A 19,260-nucleotide genomic window follows, 5' to 3' on the forward strand; every position below is an offset into this window, starting at 1 on the left:
GCCGACGCCTGGGCGACGGCGATGATGGTTCTCGGCGACGCACGTGGTCTTGCGCTCGCCGAAACGCTTGGTCTGCCTGTGCTCTTCCTCAAGCATGGCCAGTCGAAAGGGATTGGATGCGACCTGTTTGCGCGCTGATCAGCGCCTCGAAACAGCCAGCTCAAAAGCTCAACGGTTATGAGCCCTGAAATGAGCCGATCGCACTTAAAAAATCCTTGCTCTCGCGTCGGCGGCTCGATCCTGAGTGTCGCTTCGGCATTGCGGCACGTGGTTTGATCCATCGCAACGTTTGAACCCGGCCTTCATCGTATCTTTGAAGGCAACTCCATATTCGTGGAGGACAACGCCTCAAAGTGGAGATGCAGAATGTCTATGCTGAGACTTCCCACTGTCACCCTGCTGGCCTTGTTTGATGTCATCTGATGGCAATCGTCGCGGATATGGTCGGACACTTACTACCAAAGGAGATATCTTATGACCTACACGCTGGATAGAACCTTGTCGGCAACCAGTTTCGAAGATGCCGTCCGCAGGACGAAATCCGCTCTTTCCAAGCACGGCTTTGGTGTTCTGACAGAGATCGATGTCAAGGCAACCATGAAGAAGAAGATCGACGTCGACATCGACGACTACCTCATCCTCGGAGCCTGCAATCCGCACATGGCGTTCGAGGCGATGAAACTGGAACCGAGGGTCGGAGCCATGCTGCCGTGCAATGTCATCGTGCGTGACGTCAGTGGCGGCGATGTCGTGGTGAGCGCCATCGATCCGGTCGCGTCGATGCAGCCGATCGACAATGAAAGGCTGAGCCTTCTGGCAGGCAAGGTCCGCTCGATGCTCGCCGACGCGGTGGCGGAGGTTTGACATCGGATATTGCGAGAGCCGGCTTCAGAATCCGTTTTGATTCTGGATCTAAAGAGCCTGCGCCGAGGAGCGAACTTGGATCGGCTTCTCGTTCATTGCGCGACGGGAACCGCAACATCATAGAAAGCTCGCTCTGTCCGACAAGCGGGGCGTGCAGGAAGGTACAGAGAGTTGAGGCCGCCTCTCAGACCGCAGTGCCAACCAGCGCACCGATTCCAGCCGTCAATGCCATGGCGAAAGCGCCCCAGAAAGTGACGCGGGTAGTGGCTCGCCAGACATTCGCGCCGCCCGCTTTCGCACCGATTGCGCCCAGCAGCGCGAGGAAAGCCAAAGACGCGGTTGCAACGGTGTAGATCAGCATCGAGGCGGGTGAAAGGACGACCGCGAGAAGGGGCAATGCGGCTCCCACCGCGAACGTGGCGGCCGACGTCAGCGCTGCCTCAACGGGCCGGGCCGCCATGTGATCAGCAATACCGAGTTCGTCGCGCGAATGCGCGTCGATTGCATCGCCAGCGGTCAGTTGAGTCGCGACTTGCCTGGCCAGATCCTGGGTGAGACCGCGTTTGACATAGATTTCCGTCAGTTCCTCGAACTCCGCTTCGGGCTGCGTCTCCAACTCCGTCCGCTCCCGCGCAAGGTCGGCTTCCTCGGTATCCGCCTGCGAACTTACCGACACATATTCGCCGGCCGCCATGGACATCGCGCCCGCGACCAGACCCGCGACGCCCGCCACCAGGATCTGCGACGGTCCCGCGGACGCGGTAGCGACGCCCATGATCAAGCTCGCCGTCGAGACGATCCCGTCGTTTGCGCCGAGGACGGCTGCCCGGAGCCAGCCGATGCGGGAGATCAGGTGATGTTCCGAATGCAGTCTGCTCATGAGTGTCTCCAGGACAAAGCCGATTTGACGTAATAAGTGCGAGAGATTACCCGAAGAGCGCAATGTCGACCACGAGCAACGCGGCACTCGCGATCAAACCTGCGACGGGTACCCAGAACGGGCATATGAACACACCCGGAGGCAGCGGTACGGCATCGGTCATTTTGAGTTATAACCATCGATAAGTAATGCTTATCGGAAGTGAGATAGTCAACCCATTGACCAAGACCGCATAGGTCACTATTCTCCGGGTAAACGTCAGCCAGTTTCTTCAAGGAGTCCACCATGACCGTCACCGTCAAGGTCGCCGAGGCCAAAACCCATCTGTCCGAACTGCTGGCGCGCGTTGAAGCCGGGGAGGATATCATCATTGCCCGTGGCAATGATCCGGTCGCTCGCCTTGTCGCCATTGACGAGCGTCGCCACCGTTTGGCCGCTATCGAAGCGGTCCGTGCCCTCCGAGCTCAAGCAAAGCCCGTCACGCATGAGGAAATTCAGGCTTGGAAGCAGGAAGGTCGTCGCTGATGGCCTTCGTCGTCGATGCCTCGGTCGCCGGCGCTTGGCTGCTGCCGGACGAGCAAAACGCCGTCGCCGAACAGGCGATGGCGCGCATGGCCGACGAGGATGCCTGGGCGCCCGATCTACTGCGTCACGAAATCCGCAGTGTCCTGTTGAGCGCCGAGCGGCGAGGTCGGATTTCTGACGACCTCATCCATTCGGCGCTGGCGCGTTTCCGTGCGCTGCCTTTGAAACTCGTCGGCCCCGGCGACGATATCGAGGTGGTCCGGCTGTCGCGCCAGTATCGTCTCAGCGCCTATGACGCGGCCTATCTTGCGGTGGCACTTCTGGAGCGGCTTCCGCTGGCCACGCTCGACCGCCGATTGGCGGAGGCAGCCCGTAAGGAAGGGATCACCCTTTTCGGACCGCTGGAGCATGAACACTGATCATCCGGCCGGCGTCGTGGGGCGCGCCAAGACGCTCGACACCATTGCCGCGGTGCCGCCGCTCGACCGGCGCGACGAACTGGCCGAGCTGCTGACCGACCAGGACGTCGCGACGCTACGGCATCTGGTCAATCAGGGCATGGGGCCAAACACGATCCGGCTGGCGGTGCGCGCCACGCCGCGGCCGAGAAAGCGCAAGAGCGCCAAGGCCGTCACCGGCGATCATTCCGCGTCTTCGCCCGTCTTTGGAAACAGTTGCAGGACATTCGACCCGTTCGATTGCACCACAATGCCAATCTTTCGACGGCCGGAGCTACGTTCTCCGACGCTCTGGATTGCCGAAGCGAGGCCCTCGCGCTGGCGATAGTAGTCGGGCTTGGTGGGCAGCGTCAGACCGAACTGTTCAAGCATGCGCTCAATGAGGTCAATGGCCTCGGCTGCAAGACCCGCATAACCTTCCTGGCGCTTCTCAAAGAAGCCATCGTACCCCGGCCGGGCAAGATCGAGGGTATCCAACGCATAGTTGAGATTCTTGACCCGGTTCGACAGCCACAGAATATTGTCTGACAGCTCGGTAGTGAATAGGTCCCAATTGGCGTCCTTGGGAAGCGCAAGGACAGGATCTGGAACCTGGAACGCAAATTCGCCTTCATCCATCGGATTGAATTCCGGGATGTCATGGACTGCCGCATAGCTCGCTCCGACGAAGTCGTCGAGCGCCAACACCGTCATCATTGCCAGGTTTCTCGCTTCGCCCTTTGAGCGCCCGTTGATGCGCTTTTTTGCGAGCTGAATAACACCGAGGATGAAGGCGCCAGCAGTTAAACTGCCAGCGCCGATCAGCGCTCCCATTACCATAATCCCTTGGCTGGTTTCGAAGAACTGCGTCAATAGTCACCTCGTTCAATTGGAGATGTGGGTTGCGTCATGAAGCACGCGCAGACGGAATCAGCACTTTCCGCTCCAATGTGCCTTGAACTGAAAAGATTAGGAACTCCGTTTCCTGCCCGATCCGCTCGCCATCGAGCAGCCTGACGACATCATCGATCCCGGCTACCGCCATTCCGTTGATCGCCAGCACCAGGTCACCTTCCTGCAGTCCACCAGCTTGTGCCGGACTGTCTGGTTCGATGCGTCGGATCCGAACCGATGTCGTCTGCAGAAGCCCCGCGCTCAGCGCGATCTTGCGGTGCAGGTCGACCGTATCGGCCGCGATACCAATATAGCCTCGGCGGACACGACCGAAGCGCAACAGCTCCGACACGACATAGTTGGCGGTGTTGGACGCAACGGCAAAAGCAATACTCTGTGCACCCTGGATAACCGCGGTATTGACGCCGACGACTTCGCCCGACGACGACACAAGAGGTCCGCCTGAGTTGCCGGGATTGAGGGCGGCGTCTGTCTGAATGACGTCGTCGATCAAGCGACCATTGGAGGCACGCATCGAGCGTCCAAGCGCGGATATGATGCCAGCGGTCACTGTCCACTCGAAGCCCAGTGGATTACCGATGGCAACGGCGATGTGCCCTCGTCTCAGCTGCTTGGAATCCCCAAGCCGTGCCCACGATCCGACGCTGGTGTCCGCGCGAATAAGTGCGATGTCAGTATCGGGATCTCGCCCGAGGACACGACCTTCGGTCGTCAACCCCTCCGCGGTCTTGATCCTGACGGTTTTGGCATCGTCGACCACATGGTTGTTGGTGACGATAAGCCCATCGGGAGAGATCGCGAAGCCGGAACCGTGCCCACCTCGCCCGCCAATGCGCTCGATACGGCTGACTGCGGGGCCAACGAGATCAACCGCCTTGGCTATGGTTTTGGAATAGCTATCGGTCAATTCCGCGTCGTCGGCGGAGACAATGTTCTGGTCAATGATACCCATGCTGGTTTCCCGGACGTCATCAGGCGTCTTAGCTGAGGACCGGCAGCAGCTGCCTTGGCATGGAGCTGTCAGTGCAATGATTGAAACTCAGCTTATCAAGTGAGATCGACCGTCCTTGCTTTCAAGGACCTGCGGTGACCGGATAGTGGTGCTGCTTGCACAAGCGACCCCGGGCGATGTCGCTCCTGCAGCCGCAGGCGGTTCCGCGATCCTTGACGACGCGCAGAAGGAGCTGCTGAGCGCGCAGGCTTCCCTCGAGGCCGCGGAGGCGGCGCTCGCGACCGCCGAGGACGCGCTTTCCTACACCGAGCTGAAGGCCGCCGCGGACGGCATCATCACATCGCCGGCATTGAGGCGGGGCAGGTGGTATCAGCGGCGCAGTTTGCCTTCACGCTCGCCCACGAGGGTCCGAGAGATGCGGTGCTCGATGTCTTCGAGGCGTTCTTCCTGGATGGCCAGCCGTTGAAGGACGTCGAGGTCGCACCGGTGTCGGACACTTATCGGAAGTGAGCCATCTCATGCCGTTTTATTGCCATCTGGCCGACCTATCGCTATATTGGACGCTGATCGATGAGGAACGCCATGCCTGAACCACAGCTCTCCATTCGCAGTACCAAGGCCCGCGATCTCGCGCACGCGCTATCCCGGCGCACCGGCCAACCGATCAACAAGCTGGTCGAACTGGCGCTCGAGCGCTATGACCTCGAACTGCGGCAGCAGGCGACCCGTTATCCGATCGACGCCGTCTGGGACCTGGCGGCCGAGGGCCGCAAGACGGTGCCGGCGGGCACGACATCGGCACATGACGATTTTTATGACGAAAACGGCGTGCCGCGATGATCGCAGTCGACACCTCCGTCATTCTCGCCATCGCGCTGGATGAGCCCGAAAGCGAGCAGTTTCGACCGATCGTTGGCCGCGAGCCGATTGTCATCGGTTGGCCGACCCTATTTGAACTGCGTCTGGTGCTGTCCGGCAAAGGCTTTTCAAACGCCGGCACGATCGTTGCGGGTCTTGCCGCGACCTCGAACGTCACCGCGGTCGCCTTCGATGAGAAACATTATCATGCCGCCGAACGGGCCTTTGAGCGTTTCGGCAAGGGACGCCACTCGGCCGGGCTCAACATGGGCGATTGCTTCTCCTACGCGGTCGCGGCCATCACCAAGGCGCCGCTGCTGTTCAAGGGTCATGATTTTGGCCAGACCGACCTGAAATGTCACCCAGCATCCGCGATGCGATGAGCAACATCCTGACTGGCAAGACCAATATCGGGCGCCGGGCCGAGGAATTCGACACGATCACAGCGGTGCTGCCGATCGACCGGCGGGACGAGCTTGCGGAGTTGCTGACCGACGAGGATGTCGAGACGCTTCGTCACCTGGTCAACGAAGGCATGGGTGAGAATACACTGCGGGCGCTGACCTCTGATCTGGCTTATCTGCAAGCCTGGGCGCTGACTGCAACCGGCAGCCCCCTCCCCTGGCCGGCGCCGGAAGCGCTGCTGCTAAAATTCGTTGCCCACCATCTTTGGGATCCGCAAAAGCGCGACACCGACCCGGACCACGGCATGCCGGCAGCCATCGGGCAAAGCCTGCGCGACCAGGGTTTCTTGAGATCAACCGGACCGCATGCCCCCGACACGGTGCGCCGGCGTCTGGCCAGCTGGTCGACGCTGACGAAATGGCGCGGCCTTAGCGGGGCCTTTTCTTCCCCGGCTCTGAGGTCGGCCATCCGCCTTGCCGTACGCGCCACCCCTCGCCGCAAGAGCGCCAAAGCCGTCACATCAGATGTGCTGGCCAAGCTGCTGGCGACCTGCAGCAATGACAGCCCGCGCGATATCCGCGATCGGGCGATCCTGATGGTCGCCTTCGCCTCCGGCGGCCGTCGTCGCAGCGAAATTGCCGGTCTGAGGGTCGATCAGCTCACGGTCGAGAAACCGGTGGCTGGCGACGACGACACCCCCCTCCCCTCGCTCTCGATCCATCTCGGCCGGACGAAGACGTCCGGCGCCGATCACGACGAGGTCGTCTATCTCACCGGCCAGCCGGTCGATGCCCTCAATGCCTGGCTGCAGGCGGCAAAGATTGAGGCGGGAAACGTGTTTCGGAAGGTCGATCGCTGGGGCAATGTTTCAAGGAGTGCTCTGGATCCGAAATCCATCAACGACATCGTCAAACAGCGCGCGGCGCTCTCCGGGCTAGATCCGGGCGAGTTTTCGGCGCACGGGTTGCGATCGGGCTATTTAACTGAGGCCGCCAACCGCGGGATTCCATTGCCGGAGGCGATGGAGCAGTCGAGGCATCGGTCGGTACAGCAAGCGTCTAGCTACTACAACAATGCTACGCGGCGAAGTGGAAAGGCAGCGCGGCTGTTAAGTTGACAGACTTCGGTGCCACCCTGCCGAACACCGCAATGGGGTTTTAACCATTCACTTTGGCAGTCTCTCGCCTCTCAGTTTGAGAACAACGACTACCCCCTTGGGCGCCAGTCGTATGCAACCGTCCCACAGAGTTGGCCGGATACGCCTCTGTGAGCAGCTTGCTTCCGTAGCCCTGGCGCGCCGTTCGGTGATTCTACCGCCGGCCCGTCTCGCTCGGTCCATGTCAGCGTAACCTCGTCGTCGTCGGTAGACCCTGATAGGTCGAGAGTTCCCGTATCCACGGAGAGGGCGCCGTACTTCAAGGAGTTTGTCGCCAGTTCGTGGAAGATGAGTGACAGCGCGGTTGCAGCAGCTTCCCCTACCCCCATGCGCGGCGCAACTCGAATACGCCCTTTGAATGCTCCAAGATCTTCGTAAGGCGAAAGCGGGACCGATAGAAGGTCACCCAACAGGGCAGCATGTCCCTGATTGCCAGGAATCGGGCGCACAAGATCATGTGCCCGACCAAGAGCTGCCAACCGCCCCGTCAGCTCTTGCGCCCCAACTCGCGAAAAAAATCCATGCACTAACAACATGCCCTGTGCCTCAACGTTTGCGATGGAACCGCTGGGCGAGGAGCGGATCGATCAGGTGTTTCTTGCCTGATCGGCTGTCAGCGCGCTCTCTCGCGTGCCGGAAACGATGATCTCCAGCACTTCATGTTCGTCGGTGTTCCTGATGTAGCGGTCGCCGACATACTCACCGCGCTTGAGGACCATGACACGGTCCCCCACGGCAAAAATGTCAACAAGGCGGTGAGAGATGATAATTTGGGCAACACCTTGCTTTTTCAACTCCAGCATGGTTTCGAGCAGCCGTTCGGTCGCCATCACGGAAAGGTTGGCGGTCGGCTCGTCGAGAATCACGACGCGCGGCTCGAACGAGATTGCGCGGGCAATCGCCACAGATTGCTGCCGGCCGCCCGACAGGCTTTCGACCTTCTGATAGACCGAGTTCACGTCGACCTTGAGCCGTTTCAGCACGCTGTCGGCGTCCGCATACATCTTCCGCCGATTGACGAAGGGGCCTTTGACCGGCCAGCGTCCAAGAAAGATATTCTGGCCGACATCCATGTTCCCGCACAAAGCGAAATCCTGGTAGATCATCTCGATGCCGACGTCGCGGCTCTCATGAGGACCCTTGAACCGCACCGGTAGCCCAGCAACCAGGATGTTACCCGCATCGCGTTGATAGGCACCCGTCAAGATTTTCATCAGCGTCGACTTGCCTGCCGAGTTATCGCCGACCAAGCCAAGAATCTCACCAGGATAGAGCGTGAGATCGACGTTGCGCAGCGCGTGTACCGCTCCGAAGGTTTTTTGGATACCCCGCATTTCGACGATCGGGGGGGATGGTTTGGCTTCAACCATGACGACTGTCCCGTCTCGCTGCGCCCCTTGTGATGCGCGTTCGCAGGAGCCCGAATATATTGGTCTGGCGTACCCATATGTCGATCAGCACTGCGACGATCAGGATGACGCCGATAAAGACGTTGATCCAGTGCTGCGGCATGCTGAATCCCTGGACATTGAGTTGCAGGAGCGCCCGCACGAGCGTGATTACGGCCGCACCCGCAAGCGCACCGATCATGGTGCCGTAGCCACCGAAGATCGAAGCGCCGCCTATGATTACGGAAGCGATGGCGTCAAGCTCACGAAACTGGCCGGCAACCGGGTTGAAGCTACGAAAGTAAGCGACGTTGATGATCCCCGCCATGCTCGCACAGAGCGCCGCCAGCACGAGCGAGACGAACCGTACCCGGTTGGTGTTGATGCCGGCGTAAGCAGCGGCGCGCACATTGCCGCCGGCGGCGAGGACCTTCAACCCGAACGGAGTATAGGCGAGCACAATGCCGGCGATCAGGGCGACGAAAAACATCCAGATCGTCTGGACACTGACGACCTCGGCCACAGTGCGAACGATTCCCGATGGCAGCGATAGGCCGAAATGGAGGAGAACGTCATTCACTTTGCGACCGAGCAGGTTATAGCTCTCGGGCCAGCCGGTCAGCTGTTGTCCTGCGACGAACCAGGCGGCCAGGCCCCTTGCAATGTAGAACATGCCGAGCGTGGCGATGAAGGCAGGCAGTTTGAAGCCGACTGTGACGACAGCGTTGACGACTCCGGCGGTCGTCCCCGCAAGCATGCCCATCATCGCGGCGGTCAAGGGGTCGGCGCCCAGCACCTTCAAGAAATATGCCGCGGTGCTGCCGGCAAGGGCGAGCACCGCGCCGACAGAGAGATCGATATCGCCGGCTGCGATGACATAGGCAAGCCCGACCGCAATGAGGGCCAGTTCCGTGTAGTTGAGCAGGATAGCAAAGGTGTTGGAGAGGTTCCACCAGTAGTCCGGCCTGAGCGCGAAGCCGGTCAGCCACAGTACGGCCGAAAGGATGATGGCGAGCGCGTCGCGGCGGGCGAGAAACCTGCCGAGCCCCTTGGCCGACAGCGCCGTGTCGGTCGCTATAGCCCCCTTGGTTTGGATGCCCTCAAGCGCGACGCCGCCTACCTCGTAAGCCGGCGGCGGTGGCTGGCCGCGGAGCCACGCCCAGAGCCGCGCCGCGACCTGGCGCCGAATGAAGATAGGTTCGATAAGCACAGCGACGACGAGAAGGAKACCAAGGAAAACCGGCACAGCGCCCGCAGGTAGAGTGAACTTGGCGCCGACTGAAAAGTTTTCACCGTCGATCACGACGGTGCGCGTGATCGACCAGCCCTCGCGCAGTACCTTGTCAATCAAGACGACGACCGCCGCGCCAAGGCAGGACCCGACCACGCGACCGCGCCCGCCAAGGATCGATGCACCACCGATGATGACCGATGCTATGACAATGAGCTCCCAGCTTAAGCCGTAGAGCGGTGTCACACCCCGGTCTTGCGCGGCCGACAAGAAAGCTGCAAGGGTCGCGCAAAGCGACGAGAGCAGATATGCGCGTATGCGCACCCAGCGCGTGCGAATGCCAGCGTAGACTGCCGCCTGCTCGTTGCCCCCGGTGGCGAAGGTCTCGTAGCCCCAGCGGGTCTTGGCGAGCACACAGGCTCCGACCACGGCCACGAGGAAGAAGATCACGATCTGGTTGTTGAAGCCAAAAACATTCGTCTCCCCAAGGTGGAAGAAGAGCGGTTGGTCTCTCGCCTTGTCGGAGTAGTAGATTGCCTGACCATGTGTCAGCGCGAGCACGAAGCCGCGACCAATGAAAAGCATCGTCAATGTTGCAATGAACGCAGGCACTTTCAGGAAGGTGACGAGCACACCGTTGACCAGGCCAATCACCGTGCCCAACAGCATGCAGAGGATCACCGACGGGATGACGCCGAAGTCGAGAAAGCTCGGGGCAAAAAGCCTGGCGAAGGCCACGGCGATCAGACCGTAGGTCGAACCAACCGAAAGATCGAGATCCCTGTTGGCGACGACGAACGTCATCCCAACCGCTATAATTCCCACACGGGACGTATCGCGCAGAAGCGCATGGAGAGCCTCCATTGATCCGAAAAAAGCCGGATTGACGAGAACCCCGCAGACGTAAAGCAGCAGAAGCAACAGGAGCAGCCCAGCCTCCCAGCCGCCGACGAGCTGCGGCGGTGCGCGGCCGAGCGATGTCGTCTTGATGCGCGCCATGGGATGCTACCTGTCGGTCCTTGTCGTCGCAAGGCGGGGCGGCTAGCGCCCTCCCGCCTTGAGTTCAGACGTTTCGAACGGCAATCAGTTTTCGAAGCGCTTCCCGACGTTCGCGACCGTGTCCTTCGTCACGAGCTGGGCTCGCGTGTCGAGATTGGCAGCCGCGATACCGCGATCGATCTGCAGATAAAGCTGCATGACAGGCCAGAAGCCCTGCAGGAAGGGCTGCTGACCCAGCGAGCCGGTCAGATTCCCCGAGGCGATGCCTTCCTGCTGCGCCGGACCGAGGTCGAAACCATAAGCGCAAAACTTGCCGGTCCGCCCCATCTGGGCTACCGCCTTGACAAGCGGCGGCGTGAAGACGTTGTTGGCTGTAAACGCGCCGACCACGTCGCCACGGGACTCAAAGAGCGAAACAAGCGCGTTGACAGGGTCGTTAGGGTTCGTGTCGATACCGACGTTCTCCGGACCAGCGTCAACCTTGAAGGCGTCGAGCTTGCCCGCTGCCTTCAACGTCTTAACAATCGCATTGAAGGCAGCGGTGACACGGTTGTTCACCTCGATGTTGCCCATCGCTGTGGAGGACGGCAGCACGATCGAGCCGCTTGTCGCACCACTGGCAATCACGCAATTTGCGAGCGCCTCGCCGCCGATTGCCGCGGCTGATGCGTCCTGGCCGGTGTGGCTGATTGCGCTTCGGTGCAGTATGGTAGCGTCGAACGAGTTGGTCGTTGCGATCGGTATGCCAGCCGCCTCGGCGGCTTTGACGATGTCGTTGTAGGCGCCGATCTGTGGCGTCGTCATAATGATCCCGTCGATGGTCGGGTCCTGAATGATCTGGTTCAGGATTTCGATTTCGCGGGCGGGATCATCTACCGGTGATTCCGAACCGAGCAGGAGGATCTTGGCGCCGATCATGTTTCCGGCGACGGTTGCGCCGACATAAACAGGGTCAAAAAAACCGTTACCCGCTGTGTGTGTCACAACCGCGAAAGTCAAATGACCGTCAGCCGAATGGAAATTCTTCGTGCCGGGGGCCTCCTTGGCGGCTTCAGCGAAGTTGTAGCCACCAACTGCTTTCTCGACGCCGCCCGATTGCGCATTTGCATGCAAGACGCCGAGCGATAATACCGCGGCCGATGCCGTGACCAGCAAAATCCGCTTCATGATTGGTCCTCCCTTGAAACCGCGGGAGGAAAGCCGTCCGGTGCAGTTAATCGAGAGTGCCGAAGGCCTCCTCCCATTGGCTAATAATCCTCGTAATTTTGGCACAAGTAAACGGCAAACCATTCGTGCTTACGAATTTGTTCGCGTAGATGGGGTCCGTCGCCCTTCATCTTGCGGTTGTTGCGCTCTCGACCTGACCGTTGGGTCATGTATGCCTGATCTTAGGTTCGATTCCGGTTCAAGGCGTACAAGGTGTGCTTGGCCAATTCGGGCATCAACTGCCGCAAATTCCAGCAGCGGCCCGATGTCGTGGTTGTGCGCGGAGCGCAATGCGGCGACGTCCCGAGCCAAATTGGGCCCTGTCAGTTTACTTGCTTGGAGACGCAGGCAACGCACTTCGCAAAGCGCGACGAAGATGCCAGCAGGCGAACGACGCACGATCTACCAGGATCGTTTCGAAAAGGAGGTGTTACCAGCCTTTTCGGGCGGCATGACTCAAGACATCGAGCGAGAGGTACAGCATCAAAGTTTTCAGGATGCGGCGATCACTTCGCGAAGGATCGAATTCAACATTTCTGGCTGCTCCATTGGCACGCAATGCCCACACTCCGGGATGATGTGCGGGGTGCCATGCAAGCGCTTCGTCGACCGCTTCTATGCAGAAGGCTGCTTGCATCGTGATCGACAAAGCGCCATGACAGAACCCGACGGCGCTATTCCAGCGGGACGAACAGGCCGAGCTTGACGTCCCGCAGCACGACATTGGTGTGCATGCGGCGGATCTGCGGGTTTTCCGCCATTATCAGCGCGGCGATGTCGTCATAATGCTCGACGTCGCGGGCCGTGACGATCGCGACCAGATCGACCGCGCCGGTCACGTAATAGACCTGCTGTATGTGATCCTGCTTCTCCGCCCAAAGGCGGAACTTCGCCAGCGCGTCGTAATTGTCCCGCTCGATCTCCATCCCGACGATGAACACCATCGAAGTCCCCACCGCTTTACGGTCGACGACAGCGACCTCCGCCCTGATAATCCCTTCCTCGCGCAAGCGCTTCAACCGCCTCTGCACGGCCGAGACCGACAGTCCGACCCGTTCGGCGATCGTTTCGGCTTTCAGCTGGCAGTCGCGCTGAACGATACCGAGAATGTCACGGTCAAAACGATCCAGCTGTTCCATGTTCACTCCAATTCTCGCCGCAACACTCCAAGTATTCTGCCGCATTCGCCGCGTGAGGAAGATTATTTTGCATAAATTATGCATAAGAGACAAAAATTGCGCGAAAAATCCGCGTTATTTTATCATTATCCTTCGCAAATTCAGTTCAGCCGGAATCATGCATGTCGGATCAACCTTTTCCTGCTCTTCGCGTCGAAGATCTCCATAAAAGCTTCGGCTCGCAAGAGGTTCTCAAGGGTATTTCGACGCAGGCCCACAAGTCTGATGTGATTTCGATCATTGGCTCGTCGGGCTCCGGCAAGAGCACCTTTCTCAGATGTATCAATTTCCTGGAAACGCCGGATCGTGGCCGCATTGCCGTAAATGGCGAGGAGATCTCGCTGAAGATGGGGAGGGGCGGCCGGCTGCAGCCGCGCAGCTGGCGCCAGATCGAAAGGCTTCGAAGCGGACTGGGGATGGTCTTCCAGAGTTTCAATCTCTGGGCCCATCGTACGGTGCTGGAAAACGTCATCGAGGCGCCGGTGCACGTCATGGGAATTTCGCGACGCGAGGCCATCGAAAAGGCCGAGGCCCTGCTCCACAAGGTCGGGCTCTTCGATAAACGCGACGCGTATCCCGCGTTCTTGTCCGGCGGCCAGCAGCAGCGCGCAGCGATTGCGAGAGCCCTGTGCGTGGATCCGGCTGTCATGCTGTTCGACGAGCCGACATCGGCGCTTGATCCGGAGCTGGTCGGCGAGGTCCTCAAAGTCATCCGCGATCTGGCGGAAGAAGGCCGGACCATGCTGATCGTCACGCATGAAATGCGCTTCGCCCGGGATGTCTCGAGCCGTGTTCTGTTCCTCCATCAGGGACGGATCGAGGAGGAAGGCGCACCGGAGCAAATATTCGGGGCGCCAGTCAGCGCCCGCTGCCGGGAATTCACCGGTCTGCGCGCCCAGTGATGTGCACCGAGCTCTCATCGATAACACAAACCAGGAGAATCCTGCGAATGAAACTGCTCCCCTCGCTTTTCGCCGGCGCAGCACTTGCGCTTTCCGCCGTCACCGCGCAGGCCGAAGTCCGCTTCGGTGTCATGAACGAATCCTATCCGCCGTTCTTCGCCAAGGACGCCTCCGGCCAATGGCAGGGATGGGAGATCGACCTTATGAACGCCGTGTGCGAAGAGATGAAGGAGAAATGCTCGATCGTCGACATCTCCTGGGATGGCCTCATTCCGGCTCTCCAGAGCAAGAAGTTCGACGTGATCTGGTCGTCGATGTCGAACACCGCCGAACGCTCGAAGGTGATCGACTTCACCGACAAATATTACAACACGCCGAGCACCTTGATCGGTCCCAAGGACCAGAAGCCGGGCGCCACTGCCGACGACGTGAAGGGCAAAACCATCGGCATCCAGGTGTCCACGATCCAGTCGGAATATTACAAGAAGTATTTCGCCGAGGCTGCGGAGGAAAAGACCTACCAGACGCTCGACGAGGCTTTTCAGGACCTCGCTTCCGGCCGTATCGACTATGTCTTTGGCGATTCACTGGCGCTTGACGCTTTCCTCAAAAGCGATGGCGGCAAGGATTGCTGCGCCAAGATGGGCGACGTCGCCGATGACAAGGAGATCCTCGGGGCTGGCGTTTCGGGCGGCCTGCGCAAGGAAGACACAGAGCTCAAAGCCAAGCTGAACACGGCGATATCAGCGGTCCGTGCCGACGGCCAATATGATGCCATCACCAAGAAATACTTCGATTTCGACATCTACGGCGCAAAGTAAGCAGTCCGAACGATGGCGACCGCGCAACAAGGTATTCTGGACCTGTTGTCTCCCTATCCTCCGGGATGGGGCGGCGTTCTTCTGGCAGGTGCTGTCGCCACTGTCGCCATCTCGGCTTGCGCCTTCGCAATCGGCCTGCTGCTCGGCACGGCCGGCGCACTTGGAAAGCTTTCGGGCAACCGCATACTCCGCCTGCTGCTCGATTTCTATACAACGGTGATCCGCGCCGTCCCGGAGCTGATCCTGATCGTCGGGCTCTATTATGCCGGCACCGATGGCCTCAACCGGCTCCTGGCCGCGTTGGACCTGCCGTCGGTCAATGTGAACGGTTTCATCGCAGCCGTCGCCGTGTTGGGTTTCGTGCAGGGTGCCTATATGACGGAGGTGCTTCGCGGCGCGATCCTCGCCATTCCTATTGGCCAGATCGAGGCGGCCAAGGCCTTCGGCATGGGGCCCGTGCTGCGGTTCCGCCGGGTCCTGCTGCCAGCGCTCTTGCCAAACGCTCTGCCGGGTCTCGCCAATCTGTGGATGTCGGTCACCAAGGACAGCGCGCTAGTCGCCGTCGTCGGCTATCAGGAACTGGCGCTTGCCACCCGTCTTGCCGGGGCAAGTACCAAACATTACTTCGTCTTTTTCCTTGCTTCGGCCTTTCTCTACCTCGCCATCACGCTGGTTTCCAACGTCGTCGTCAAATTGATCGAGGGGCGGGTACGGCGGGGACAGCCGCGCCTTGCCTGAAGAAAGCGCCCCATGAGTTTCACCTGGATCTCTTCATACTGGCCGCTGCTTCTGACGGGCGCCTGGCAGACGATTTGCCTGCTTGTGATCTCCGTGGTGTTCGGCTTCGCCCTCGCCATCGGCCTCGCCTTCGCGCAGGTCAGCGGCGGCAGACTGACTCGGCTGGTCGCTCGCGGCTACTGCACATTCTTCCGCGGCACGCCTCTGTTGATACAGCTGTGGCTTCTCTACTACGGGGTGGGCTCGCTACTCCCCATGATCCCTGGCATCCGGCAGAGCCTGTTTTGGCCGATCTTGCGTGAGGGTTTCTTCTTTGCCGCCGTCAGTTTCACGCTGAACTATGCGGCCTATGAGGCGGAGGTGTTGCGCGGCGCGCTGCTTGCCGTTCCGAAGGGCGAGCTCGAAGCCGGCCGGGCCTTTGGCCTGTCGCCCTTGATGCTGATCCGCCGCATCTGGCTGCCGCGCGCCATTGGCATCGCCCTGCCGACCATTGCGGGCGAGATCGTCATGCAGCTCAAGGCGACGCCGCTCGCCTTTACGGTAACGGTGATGGATCTCTACGCCGTAGCAAACAAGGTACGGCAGGACACGCTGCTCGTCTATGAACCGCTGCTGGTCGTCACCCTCTTCTATCTCGCCTTGACCGCAGTGATCGCCCGCGTCTTTCGAAGTCTCGAAGCGCAGGTGCCGGTTCGTCGCTAGCCCGACGGGTAAGGCCATGAACACCCTGACGCACGAACCACGTACATCTMGCCCACTTTGTTATGAAAAGCTCGCCGCCGGTGACGGCGCGACAGCCTGAATGGAGACCCTTGCATGAGCACGACGCGAATTCTCGATGGCGGCATGAGCCGCGAGTTGCTGCGGCTGGGCGCCGAACTGAAACAACCGGAATGGTCGGCATTGGCGCTGATCAACTCGCCGGATATCGTCAGCAAGGTCCACCAGGAATTCATCGCCGCCGGCTCGCAGGTCATTACGACAAACAGCTATGCGCTGGTGCCCTTTCATATCGGCGAGGACCGGTTCTGGAAGGATGGGGCAGCACTGATCCGTCTTGCAGGTCGCTTGGCGCGCGAGGCGGCCGATGCCGCTACGGATCGGAAGGTGCTGGTCGCGGGTTCGCTGCCGCCGATCTTCGGCTCATACGAGCCGCAGAACTTCCAGCCTTCGCGCGTGCAGCATTACCTCAAGGTTCTTGTCGAAAACCTCGACCCCTTCGTCGACATATGGCTCGGGGAGACATTGAGCCTGGTCGCCGAGGCAGAGGCTGTCCGCAAGGCCGTGGCGACATCAGGAAAGCCGCTCTGGATTTCCTTCACATTGGCGGATGGCGAGGCTGCCATAAGGGGCGGCGAACCGAAGCTTCGTTCCGGTGAAAGGGTCGAGGACGCGGCATCGTGGGCAGTTTCATCGGGTGCTGAAGCCTTCCTGTTCAATTGCAGCAAGCCTGAAGTCATGCAGGCGGCGGTGGAGACGGCAGCGCGCGTATTCCGGAAGATGGACGCTCCCCTCGAAATCGGCGTCTATGCCAATGCCTTCGAAGGCGAGCAGGGCGAAGCAGCCGCAAATGAAGGCCTGCACGATACGCGCGATGACCTGAATGGCGATGCCTATTCGCGTTATGCCTGCTCTTGGGTCGAGGCCGGCGCAACAATCATCGGCGGCTGTTGCGGCATTGGCGCAGCTCATATCCATCGCCTTAGGAGGACGCTTCCAGACTGAGCGCCAAGATCCGCGTCGTCGCCAAATGATATGGAAACCTCGAGAACGCGAGGGCTTCTCGCAGATTTTCGAGGACGCTGTCTATGCCTGGAAAACCAGAGAGTTCGAAGGTTTGGGGTTTTTCGGCCGGATGATCCAGGTGAACCGGCCGTCCATCAATTCGCTTCGACATCGCGCGATGCAAAGCGAGACCGCGGCCCAGAGCCTGTCGGGCCGGATGAGGTCCAGCCAAATGAAGCGATATCGGCCGTGCGGGAATGCGGGTCGATCTATCGAGGATCGGCGGAAAATGACCGTTCTGGACGGCAGTTGCGTTCAGGAAGCGCATATTGCATCAAGACGGCGGCATCCTCGCCGTCGAGCGCGATTTCGATGACCTCGTTGACGATTTGCTGGCCGTCTACAAAATGCGGCCAAAGTACTCCCTCCGCATCGCTGCACCTGTGGCACGATGGTGACCAGGCCGGCATGCAGTTCTTCCATCGCATAAAGCTTCCGGAAGTCGCGGGCAATGTTCGTCACGAAGGTGAAGTCGTCGGCGATGATGCGCGGCATCAGATCCCAATCAGCTCACCGCTCAACCGCAGCCATAATGACGATGTCGCCGCGCGCGAGCGTCAGAACGAGATAGATCTCGGTGGCAATCGCCGGCCCAACGACCGACCTCTGGTATCGGATGCACCCGCCGCTCTTGGATCTCGGCAAGTAGCTTGGCGCGTAACGTGTAGCCGGTATTGCCAACGCCTCGCGCGATTGAACGTGGCTTCTGTAAGGTGCCGGGTAGCGAAAGGATGATTTCGTCCAAATCGTCATACCTGAAGACAAGATTTTTCCCGACCATCCGGCTATGCCCGATGGTGTATTGTCACTTAGAATCCGTTCCTTCGCTTTCAAAGCGGACGGCAAATAGCTTCCAACATGAAAAGAGGCGACAACAGAGAATGCTGGAAACACTTCGCACCAAGCGCAATTCATTGGTCCTCGCGTTCATATCCGGGTTCTCGGATGCGCTGTTTTTTATTCATCTGGGTGGCCTTTTTGTCGGACTGGTAACCGGCAATGTTATCCTTATTGGACTGGGCATGATGGGTCACGAAAAGGGTGGCCTGCGCGGCCTCCAGATCATGACATTCCCGCTCTTTATGTTTGGCGCGGGCCTTGCGGCGATCCTGGTCGCCTGGATCAAGCCCTTGGAGCGCGCCACGTTCTGGACGCTCGTCATCGCGGCCTGTGCATTCGCGATTTCTGCCGGCCTTGCGATCAGCCACACCGGTCCTGACACCACCTGTGCTCTCTTCGCCGTCGTCGCGATGGGTATGTTGACGGCGATCGAGCGCCTCGACCCCAGGCTCGGGCCGCCGTTCTCGTTGATGACTGGCAATATCGCTGGTCTTGCGGTCGCAGCTGCACGCCGTCTCATTGGCTACAAGGAGAAGCCTGAGGAATGGGGGCAGTCGCTGACGTCAATTATCCTCGTCGTCGGCTTTGTCGTCGGATGCGCCGCTGGCGCTTTCGCACAAGTCAAGATTGGCGTGGCCGGCACGCTGCTACCGGCCATTTTGTTGTTGCTAACTGGCTTGTTCTATTCGCCCGAGAGCAGCGGAAAGCCCGGTTGACACAATGGTCCCCAATCGGCTCGCCTGTTGTCCGCAAAAGCCGCCACGACGGATCGAACCGGCGTCTTATGCCCCTTCCTCGGTTTCACCAACGAACACGCAATATCGACGATATCGTCGCGTGACACTCGGATCCTACGAGATGCGGTCAACGCCAAGGCAGATGCTGAGTCGAATTCATTCAGCGCAGTCGCGGAATCGTTGCGGGGGAGGAACCCCGTGCAGCACCTCATCAACCGCCTCTTGCACTTTCAGTGCCGTCAGTAGAGAATCCAGTCATTGCATTTTCGGTATTGCCAAATAAACATAAGGGCACCTCGCCTTGATCATACTCGACCAACTCGATCATCTGCCCGACAAGAAACGCCGTGAGCTGGCCCGCGTCGTTCAGATTGTCTTTGAAGAATTCGACGATGCTCAGAAAACCAAGCTGTCGGAAAAGGCGCGCTCGGGCCGCATCCTGA

At 59.9% G+C, this 19,260-nt stretch carries 20 protein-coding genes and 3 pseudogenes; 15 read left to right on the forward strand and 8 right to left on the reverse strand.

Annotated features, from left to right (window positions below; translation table 11 throughout):
* Positions 1–474 precede the first annotated feature (474 nt).
* Positions 475–864, forward strand: a complete 390-nt coding sequence (locus AC1DMK_RS29815) for a DUF302 domain-containing protein (RefSeq protein ID WP_477863880.1) — start codon at positions 475–477, stop codon at positions 862–864.
* Positions 865–1,048: 184 nt separating this feature from the next.
* Here AC1DMK_RS29815 and AC1DMK_RS29820 read toward each other — a convergent pair whose 3' ends face one another.
* A complete protein-coding gene (locus AC1DMK_RS29820) occupies positions 1,049–1,744 on the reverse strand; it encodes a VIT1/CCC1 transporter family protein (RefSeq protein WP_477863881.1) in 696 nt (231 codons plus the stop codon).
* Between the two features lie 285 nt (positions 1,745–2,029).
* Here AC1DMK_RS29820 and AC1DMK_RS29825 point away from each other — a divergent pair, with 285 nt between their 5' ends.
* The 3 genes and pseudogenes from AC1DMK_RS29825 to AC1DMK_RS29835 all read left to right on the forward strand — a co-directional run.
* On the forward strand, positions 2,030–2,269 hold the full coding sequence (locus AC1DMK_RS29825; RefSeq protein ID WP_037065043.1) for a type II toxin-antitoxin system prevent-host-death family antitoxin: 240 nt from the start codon (positions 2,030–2,032) through the stop codon (positions 2,267–2,269).
* Positions 2,245–2,688, forward strand: coding sequence for a type II toxin-antitoxin system VapC family toxin (locus AC1DMK_RS29830; RefSeq protein WP_477863882.1), 444 nt, complete (start codon positions 2,245–2,247; stop codon positions 2,686–2,688). The genes AC1DMK_RS29825 and AC1DMK_RS29830 overlap by 25 nt, the downstream gene beginning before the upstream one ends.
* Positions 2,678–2,848: pseudogene (locus AC1DMK_RS29835) on the forward strand (integrase); the annotation flags it as partial. The gene AC1DMK_RS29830 and the pseudogene AC1DMK_RS29835, both read left to right, overlap by 11 nt.
* A 62-nt stretch (positions 2,849–2,910) precedes the next feature.
* Here AC1DMK_RS29835 and AC1DMK_RS29840 read toward each other — a convergent pair.
* Together AC1DMK_RS29840 and AC1DMK_RS29845 are read right to left on the reverse strand one after the other, a co-directional pair.
* On the reverse strand, positions 2,911–3,579 hold the full coding sequence (locus AC1DMK_RS29840) for a hypothetical protein (RefSeq protein ID WP_477863883.1): 669 nt from the start codon (positions 3,577–3,579) through the stop codon (positions 2,911–2,913).
* Between the two features lie 34 nt (positions 3,580–3,613).
* On the reverse strand, positions 3,614–4,573 hold the full coding sequence (locus AC1DMK_RS29845) for a S1C family serine protease (protein WP_477863884.1): 960 nt from the start codon (positions 4,571–4,573) through the stop codon (positions 3,614–3,616).
* A 205-nt stretch (positions 4,574–4,778) separates the two neighbouring features.
* On the opposite strand from AC1DMK_RS29845, the pseudogene AC1DMK_RS29850 reads away from it, so the two are divergent.
* The 4 genes and pseudogenes from AC1DMK_RS29850 to AC1DMK_RS29865 all read left to right on the forward strand — a co-directional run.
* Positions 4,779–5,023 (forward strand): annotated as a pseudogene (locus tag AC1DMK_RS29850) (efflux RND transporter periplasmic adaptor subunit); the annotation flags it as partial.
* Positions 5,024–5,155: 132 nt separating this feature from the next.
* The gene (locus tag AC1DMK_RS29855; RefSeq protein WP_037065051.1) at positions 5,156–5,413 is read left to right on the forward strand and encodes a type II toxin-antitoxin system VapB family antitoxin; all 258 of its coding nucleotides are present in this window, start codon (positions 5,156–5,158) and stop codon (positions 5,411–5,413) included.
* Positions 5,410–5,814 (forward strand): type II toxin-antitoxin system VapC family toxin, encoded by a 405-nt coding sequence (locus AC1DMK_RS29860; RefSeq protein WP_477863885.1) that lies wholly within the window; start codon positions 5,410–5,412, stop codon positions 5,812–5,814. The genes AC1DMK_RS29855 and AC1DMK_RS29860 overlap by 4 nt, the downstream gene beginning before the upstream one ends.
* Entirely contained in the window at positions 5,787–6,953 is a 1,167-nt protein-coding gene (locus AC1DMK_RS29865; RefSeq protein WP_477863886.1) for a tyrosine-type recombinase/integrase, read from the forward strand. The genes AC1DMK_RS29860 and AC1DMK_RS29865 overlap by 28 nt, the downstream gene beginning before the upstream one ends.
* A gap of 626 nt (positions 6,954–7,579) precedes the next feature.
* On the opposite strand, the gene AC1DMK_RS29870 is transcribed toward AC1DMK_RS29865, so the two are convergent.
* The 4 genes from AC1DMK_RS29870 to AC1DMK_RS29885 form a co-directional block, all read right to left on the reverse strand.
* Entirely contained in the window at positions 7,580–8,362 is a 783-nt protein-coding gene (locus AC1DMK_RS29870) for an ATP-binding cassette domain-containing protein (protein WP_037065057.1), read from the reverse strand.
* The gene (locus tag AC1DMK_RS29875) at positions 8,355–10,610 is read right to left on the reverse strand and encodes an ABC transporter permease (protein ID WP_477863887.1); all 2,256 of its coding nucleotides are present in this window, start codon (positions 10,608–10,610) and stop codon (positions 8,355–8,357) included. Before AC1DMK_RS29875 ends, AC1DMK_RS29870 begins: the two co-directional genes overlap by 8 nt.
* A gap of 84 nt (positions 10,611–10,694) precedes the next feature.
* Positions 10,695–11,777: a substrate-binding domain-containing protein gene (locus tag AC1DMK_RS29880; protein WP_477863888.1), complete on the reverse strand. Its 1,083-nt coding sequence runs from the start codon at positions 11,775–11,777 to the stop codon at positions 10,695–10,697.
* Positions 11,778–12,490: 713 nt separating this feature from the next.
* The gene (locus AC1DMK_RS29885) at positions 12,491–12,955 is read right to left on the reverse strand and encodes an Lrp/AsnC family transcriptional regulator (RefSeq protein WP_037065063.1); all 465 of its coding nucleotides are present in this window, start codon (positions 12,953–12,955) and stop codon (positions 12,491–12,493) included.
* Positions 12,956–13,116: 161 nt separating this feature from the next.
* Between AC1DMK_RS29885 and AC1DMK_RS29890 the strand changes: the two genes are divergently transcribed.
* The 7 genes and pseudogenes from AC1DMK_RS29890 (at position 13,117) to AC1DMK_RS29920 (ending at position 18,796) form a co-directional block, all read left to right on the forward strand.
* Positions 13,117–13,896 (forward strand): ABC transporter ATP-binding protein, encoded by a 780-nt coding sequence (locus AC1DMK_RS29890; RefSeq protein ID WP_477863889.1) that lies wholly within the window; start codon positions 13,117–13,119, stop codon positions 13,894–13,896.
* 47 nt (positions 13,897–13,943) lie between these two features.
* Positions 13,944–14,717 carry a transporter substrate-binding domain-containing protein gene (locus AC1DMK_RS29895; protein WP_477863890.1) on the forward strand — a complete coding sequence of 258 codons (774 nt, stop codon included), beginning with the start codon at positions 13,944–13,946 and terminating at the stop codon, positions 14,715–14,717.
* 12 nt (positions 14,718–14,729) lie between these two features.
* Positions 14,730–15,455 carry an ABC transporter permease gene (locus tag AC1DMK_RS29900; protein WP_477863891.1) on the forward strand — a complete coding sequence of 242 codons (726 nt, stop codon included), beginning with the start codon at positions 14,730–14,732 and terminating at the stop codon, positions 15,453–15,455.
* 12 nt (positions 15,456–15,467) lie between these two features.
* Positions 15,468–16,157 carry an ABC transporter permease gene (locus tag AC1DMK_RS29905; protein WP_477863892.1) on the forward strand — a complete coding sequence of 230 codons (690 nt, stop codon included), beginning with the start codon at positions 15,468–15,470 and terminating at the stop codon, positions 16,155–16,157.
* A 114-nt stretch (positions 16,158–16,271) separates the two neighbouring features.
* Positions 16,272–17,180 carry a homocysteine S-methyltransferase family protein gene (locus tag AC1DMK_RS29910; RefSeq protein ID WP_477863893.1) on the forward strand — a complete coding sequence of 303 codons (909 nt, stop codon included), beginning with the start codon at positions 16,272–16,274 and terminating at the stop codon, positions 17,178–17,180.
* 55 nt (positions 17,181–17,235) lie between these two features.
* Positions 17,236–17,325: pseudogene (locus AC1DMK_RS29915) on the forward strand (conjugal transfer protein TraH); the annotation flags it as partial.
* A gap of 796 nt (positions 17,326–18,121) precedes the next feature.
* On the forward strand, positions 18,122–18,796 hold the full coding sequence (locus AC1DMK_RS29920; protein ID WP_477863894.1) for a YoaK family protein: 675 nt from the start codon (positions 18,122–18,124) through the stop codon (positions 18,794–18,796).
* Between the two features lie 232 nt (positions 18,797–19,028).
* Here the strand turns inward: AC1DMK_RS29920 and AC1DMK_RS29925 are convergent.
* On the reverse strand, positions 19,029–19,260 hold a 232-nt coding region (locus AC1DMK_RS29925; RefSeq protein ID WP_477863895.1), incomplete at its 5' end, for a hypothetical protein.

Source organism: Rhizobium sp. 05L419 (assembly GCF_056397845.1).

Bases quoted from the DNA above. Each gene is read 5' to 3' on its own strand.
- AC1DMK_RS29920 (WP_477863894.1), top strand. From the start codon at position 18,122: ATGCTGGAAACACTTCGCACCAAGCGCAATTCATTGGTCCTCGCGTTC.
- AC1DMK_RS29865 (WP_477863886.1), top strand. From the start codon at position 5,787: ATGTCACCCAGCATCCGCGATGCGATGAGCAACATCCTGACTGGCAAG.
- AC1DMK_RS29870 (WP_037065057.1), bottom strand. From the start codon at position 8,362: ATGGTTGAAGCCAAACCATCCCCCCCGATCGTCGAAATGCGGGGTATC.
- AC1DMK_RS29845 (WP_477863884.1), bottom strand. From the start codon at position 4,573: ATGGGTATCATTGACCAGAACATTGTCTCCGCCGACGACGCGGAATTG.
- AC1DMK_RS29885 (WP_037065063.1), bottom strand. From the start codon at position 12,955: ATGGAACAGCTGGATCGTTTTGACCGTGACATTCTCGGTATCGTTCAG.
- AC1DMK_RS29895 (WP_477863890.1), top strand. From the start codon at position 13,944: ATGAAACTGCTCCCCTCGCTTTTCGCCGGCGCAGCACTTGCGCTTTCC.
- AC1DMK_RS29900 (WP_477863891.1), top strand. From the start codon at position 14,730: ATGGCGACCGCGCAACAAGGTATTCTGGACCTGTTGTCTCCCTATCCT.
- AC1DMK_RS29820 (WP_477863881.1), bottom strand. From the start codon at position 1,744: ATGAGCAGACTGCATTCGGAACATCACCTGATCTCCCGCATCGGCTGG.
- AC1DMK_RS29815 (WP_477863880.1), top strand. From the start codon at position 475: ATGACCTACACGCTGGATAGAACCTTGTCGGCAACCAGTTTCGAAGAT.
- AC1DMK_RS29890 (WP_477863889.1), top strand. From the start codon at position 13,117: ATGTCGGATCAACCTTTTCCTGCTCTTCGCGTCGAAGATCTCCATAAA.
- AC1DMK_RS29905 (WP_477863892.1), top strand. From the start codon at position 15,468: ATGAGTTTCACCTGGATCTCTTCATACTGGCCGCTGCTTCTGACGGGC.
- AC1DMK_RS29910 (WP_477863893.1), top strand. From the start codon at position 16,272: ATGAGCACGACGCGAATTCTCGATGGCGGCATGAGCCGCGAGTTGCTG.
- AC1DMK_RS29880 (WP_477863888.1), bottom strand. From the start codon at position 11,777: ATGAAGCGGATTTTGCTGGTCACGGCATCGGCCGCGGTATTATCGCTC.
- AC1DMK_RS29860 (WP_477863885.1), top strand. From the start codon at position 5,410: ATGATCGCAGTCGACACCTCCGTCATTCTCGCCATCGCGCTGGATGAG.
- AC1DMK_RS29825 (WP_037065043.1), top strand. From the start codon at position 2,030: ATGACCGTCACCGTCAAGGTCGCCGAGGCCAAAACCCATCTGTCCGAA.
- AC1DMK_RS29855 (WP_037065051.1), top strand. From the start codon at position 5,156: ATGCCTGAACCACAGCTCTCCATTCGCAGTACCAAGGCCCGCGATCTC.